2 protein-coding genes and 1 pseudogene are annotated in these 4829 nt (G+C 43.9%); 2 read left to right on the top strand and 1 reads right to left on the bottom strand.

Features of this window, described 5'->3' with window-relative positions; all coding sequences use genetic code 11:
• Window positions 1-134, bottom strand: a pseudogene (locus RIG66_RS13075) (IS630 family transposase); the annotation flags it as partial.
• 46 nt (window positions 135-180) lie between these two features.
• Between RIG66_RS13075 and RIG66_RS13070 the strand changes: the two are divergent.
• Window positions 181-2526, top strand: coding sequence for an ATP-binding protein (locus RIG66_RS13070; protein ID WP_446378642.1), 2346 nt, complete (start codon window positions 181-183; stop codon window positions 2524-2526).
• 108 nt (window positions 2527-2634) lie between these two features.
• Complete coding sequence (locus tag RIG66_RS13065; protein ID WP_446378640.1) at window positions 2635-4605, top strand: adenylate/guanylate cyclase domain-containing protein; 1971 nt, start codon at window positions 2635-2637, stop codon at window positions 4603-4605.
• Window positions 4606-4829 lie beyond the last annotated feature (224 nt).

Below are 4829 nucleotides of genomic sequence, written 5' to 3'. Positions count from 1 at the left end.
TCTTGTTGTGTCTTGCCATCATTCAGCAATAATAGTATTAGGATTCTTTCTCTAATATCTGCATTTTTCTCGGTTTTTAGAGCAACTTGTAATTTTTCTTTTTGAGCGGGTTTCAAATAATTTTTGGCTGGCATATTTTTTCGTTTTTCGGATTTCCTATTTTAATTATACCCTATTTAAATGCCGAACAGCTTATCGGGACTTGAACGCGCTTTAACCGCTCTGATATCTTGTTATACAGCGCTACGATTAATCGATTTACTGCCCCAATTTCTCGCCCTACGCACCCCGGAACAATTGGAAGCGATTAACCGGGAATTACAACAGCAAGTGGCACAACGACGCCAAACCGAAGAAACCCTACGCGCCATTGTTGCAGGTACAGCGTCGGTTACCGGAGAAGACTTTTTTGCCGCCTTGGTGCAGAATCTGGCAAAATCCTTACATGTTCCTGCTGTCGTCGTCGCTGAGAAAATCGGCGATCGCGAACCGGGATGGCGCAGTCTGGCTTGTTGTTGCGTCACATCCTGTCAGGTTTCCCGGTTACAGCATACCTCCTGTGAAATTATTCCCCCAACTCAACAGAGTGGTAACCATGCTGACAATTGGCAGCAACTTTTCCCCGATACAACGGATACCGAACATGGCGTGGAGATTCCCTTACTCGACGAAAATCAACAGGTGATTGGGATGCTGGGTATTTGTGATGTCAAACCCTTGTGCATCACCAATTTAGATCAAGCGATGATGAACGTATTTGCCGCCCGCGCCGCCACAGAATTGCAACGGAAATGGGCAGAAGACGAAAAACATCGCGCCTACGCAGCCTTAGAATTTCGGGTTGAGGAACGCACCGCAGAATTAATGGCAACCAACGCCGCCTTAGAAACTGAAATTCAAGAACGGATTGCCGCCGAAGCCGCGATCAAATTGATGGCGCAGCGGGAAAAAACAATTAACCGTGTCATCCAGCAAATGCGTCAAAGTTTAGATTTAGACGCCATCTTTAAGGCGACAACGGCTGAATTACGACACGCCATTGACTGCGATCGCGTTCTGATTTATGAGTTTAACCCCGATTGGAGTGGGGCAATCGTTGCCGAATCCGTTGCCCCCGGTTGGCAGGCTTTACTTCGTGACGGTAAAAAATCCTCTACCTTTCCCCAAACCACAACGGTTAATCCCCGGTGTCTTGCCACTCAATTAACGGGTACATCTGGCTTGTTTCAAGACACGTATTTGCAAGAACAACAGGGTGGAATCTATCGCCAAAAGAACACCTATTGCTGCGTCTTTGATGTTGAACAAGCTAACTTTTCCGAATGCTATCTCAACTTGCTCAAAGGAATGCAAGCCCAAGCCTATATCATCACCCCCATTTTTTGCGGTCAAAAACTTTGGGGACTCTTAGGGGTTTATCAAAACAGTAATCCTCGACAATGGCAACCCGCAGAAGTTCAAATTGTTACCCAAATTGGTAATCAGCTTGGCGTCGCCGTTCAACAGGCTGAACTCTTTGCCCAAACCCAAAACCAAGCCATCCAACTTCAACAGGCAAAAGAAGCAGCGGATGCGGCAAATCGGGCAAAAAGTGAGTTTTTATCCAATATGAGTCACGAACTCCGCACGCCGATGAATGCGATTTTAGGATTTACGCAACTCATGCAGCGCGATCAATCCTTACCCGCCCAGCATCAAGGTTACATGGAAATTATTAATCACAGTGGTGAACATTTACTGGAGTTGATTAATGATGTCTTAGAGATGTCAAAAATTGAAGCGGGGCGGATAACGTTAGCGGAAATTGACTGTAATTTACATCAACTCTTGCGCCGTCTGGACTCCATGTTCCAACTTAGAGCTAAGTCTAAAGGATTACGTTTAAGGATTCAGCGAGACGATACTGTTCCCCAATGGATTAGAACCGATGAACATAAACTACGCCAAGTCTTAATTAACTTGTTAGGTAATGCGATTAAATTCACAGAAAACGGTCAAGTTACCCTAGGAGTATCGAGAGTTAGTCAAGGTGAAACGGTGAGCCTAAAGTTTGAAGTCGTTGACACCGGATTTGGAATTGCTAAAGAAGACATGGATGAGTTATTTCAAGCTTTTAAGCAGACCAAACTTGGGCAAAATACCTACGAAGGAACCGGGTTAGGATTAAAGATTTCTCAGCAATTTGTGCAATTGATGGGCGGTGAAATTACTGTCACAAGTGAACTGGGACAAGGAAGTTGTTTTCAATTCCAAATTCAGGTAGAATTGACGGAATCTATCCCCGATACCCCAGCCTCTGATTTCAAGGAGGTGACGGGACTAACCCCCGGACAACCCGCCTATCGAATTTTAGTGGTTGAAGATCATCCGATCAACCGCCAGCTATTAGTAACGCTGTTAGACGAGGTGGGTTTTCAGGTGAAATCAATTGAGGCGCTAAGTGAGTTAGTGGAAACCTATCAATTTGATCAATTAATCACCTTAACTCAACCCAGTCCAAGTCAGAGTGTAAACCAATACTGTTAGGTGAGAGATGAGGAAGAGTAGGGGCGGGTTTTACCACTAACGTTTCGTTTTGACCCGGATATAACTAAACCCGCCCCGACCTCACCATTCAATTATCACAAATGACCAATGACCAATGACAATAAATTCATCGCCGATATTCTCATTGTTGACGACAAACCCCAAAATATTAAATTTTTATCGGATTTCTTATCAGACTACAACTATCAAATCCGCAAAGCCATCAATGGTGAAATGGCGTTAAATGCCACGCGGCTGCTTCCCCCAGACTTAATTCTCCTGGATATCAATATGCCCGGATTAAGTGGCTATGAAGTTTGTGAACAACTCAAAGCTGATCCGAAAACAGGTTCTATCCCAATTATTTTCCTGAGTGCGTTTTCGGATACTGAGACCAAGGTGAAAGCCTTTCAATATGGCGGTGTTGATTATATCACCAAACCCTTTCAACTCGAAGAAGTTTTAGCCCGAATCCAAACCCAATTAAACCTTAAACGCCTGCAAAGTGAACTCGAACATCGTAATAAAAAACTCGGAAAAACCGTAAACCTACTGCAAAGAACTAAAACGGCTTTAACCACATCAGAAGCAGAACTTCGCGCCTTATTCCACGCCATGACTGAACTGGTGTTAGTCTTGGATTCCCAGGGGCGCTATCTGAAAATCGCCACACCCAACCATGAGTTGATATATCAATCTCCTCAACTAGCCGTAGGCAAGACACTCCATGAAAGTTTACCCCAAGCCCAAGCCGATTTAGTATACAGTACGATTCAAAACGTATTAGAACGCCAGGAAACGATTGAAGTTGAATATAGTCTCCAGTTAGAAAACGGCAGAATAGACTTCTCTGCCAAGATTTCTCCCCTATCCCAGGATAGCGTTATAGCCGTGATGCGGGATATTACCGATCGCAAACGCCGCGAAGAAGCCTTACAACTCATTGTTGAGGGAACCGCCACCAAAACAGGGCGCGAGTTTTTCGATGCTTGTGTTCGCCAACTTGCCGAAATTTTGGCAGCCCGTTATGCGTTTGTTACCGAATGTCTAGATTTTAAAAAAAAGCGAGTCCGCACATTAGCCTTTTGGCAGGACGAGAAATTTGTCAAAAATATTGAATATGACTTGCTGGGAACACCCTGTCAGGAAGTGATTCAAAATAACAAATATTCTTGCTATTCTGACAATATTATCGCGCATTTCCCTGATGATCAAGATTTAGTGGACTTAAAAGCAGAAAGCTATGCGGGAATTCCTTTAACTGATTCCATGGGGAATGTCATTGGTCATATTGCTGTCCTAGACACTCAACCCATGCTCAAGGATGAAACCCGGGAATTAGTCTTAAAAATATTTGCCGCTAGAGCCGGAGCTGAATTAGAGCGTCAAATTACGGATATTGCTCTGAAAAAAAGTCAAGAGCGTTCTGAAGAATTATTACTGAATATTTTACCCGCTCCGATTGTTGAACGCCTGAAAAAAGAGAAAACGGCGATTGCCGAACAATTCGCTGATGTGACGATTTTGTTTGCGGATATTGTCGGCTTTACCCCATTATCGGCAAAGATAAGCCCTACGGAAATGGTTAACTTACTCAATGAAATTTTCTCTGTGTTTGATCAATTAACCGAGCAACATGGGTTAGAAAAAATCAAAACCATTGGCGATGCGTATATGGTTGTCGGTGGATTACCCGTCTATAAAGCCAATCATGCTCAAGCCGTGGCGCAAATGGCGCTAGATATGCGAGACGCGATTGCCCGTTTTCAAGAAAGCTATGGTGAACAGCTACAAATCCGCATTGGTGTAAACAGGGGTTCAGTTGTCGCAGGTGTGATTGGCACCAAGAAATTCATCTATGATTTATGGGGAGATGCGGTTAATGTTGCCTCTCGCATGGAATCATTAAGTTTACCGGGTAAAATTCAAGTTACTGAAGCAACCTATACCTGTTTAAAAGAGCAATATCGCTTTGAACAACGGGGAAAAATTGCCGTTAAAGGAAAAGGAGAAATGACCACGTATTGGTTATTAGAATCATTAACGAAAAATCCTCCATTACCCAATCCAGTGGTTTGAGCTGTAGGGGCATTGGTGTCAACTTTAGGTGAAAAGCACGACTGGCAAGTATTTCACCCTCATCCCCTAACCCCTTCTCCCACCCCTCACAAGGGTAGGTTTTTTAAGATTGGGGTTGAGGTAAGACAAGGTAGACAGGTAGACCAGTAGACAAGGAAGAGTGAGAACGAAAAATAGGGCGTTTCGGCTTTTAGAAGTTAGTTTGACCGAACCGAATTCTGTAC

This window comes from Coleofasciculus sp. E2-BRE-01 (assembly GCF_040221695.1).
GTDB lineage: Bacteria > Cyanobacteriota > Cyanobacteriia > Cyanobacteriales > Coleofasciculaceae > Coleofasciculus.
The sequence above is the reverse complement of the archived record's forward strand: the minus strand, read 5'-3'. Positions and strand labels throughout refer to the sequence as shown.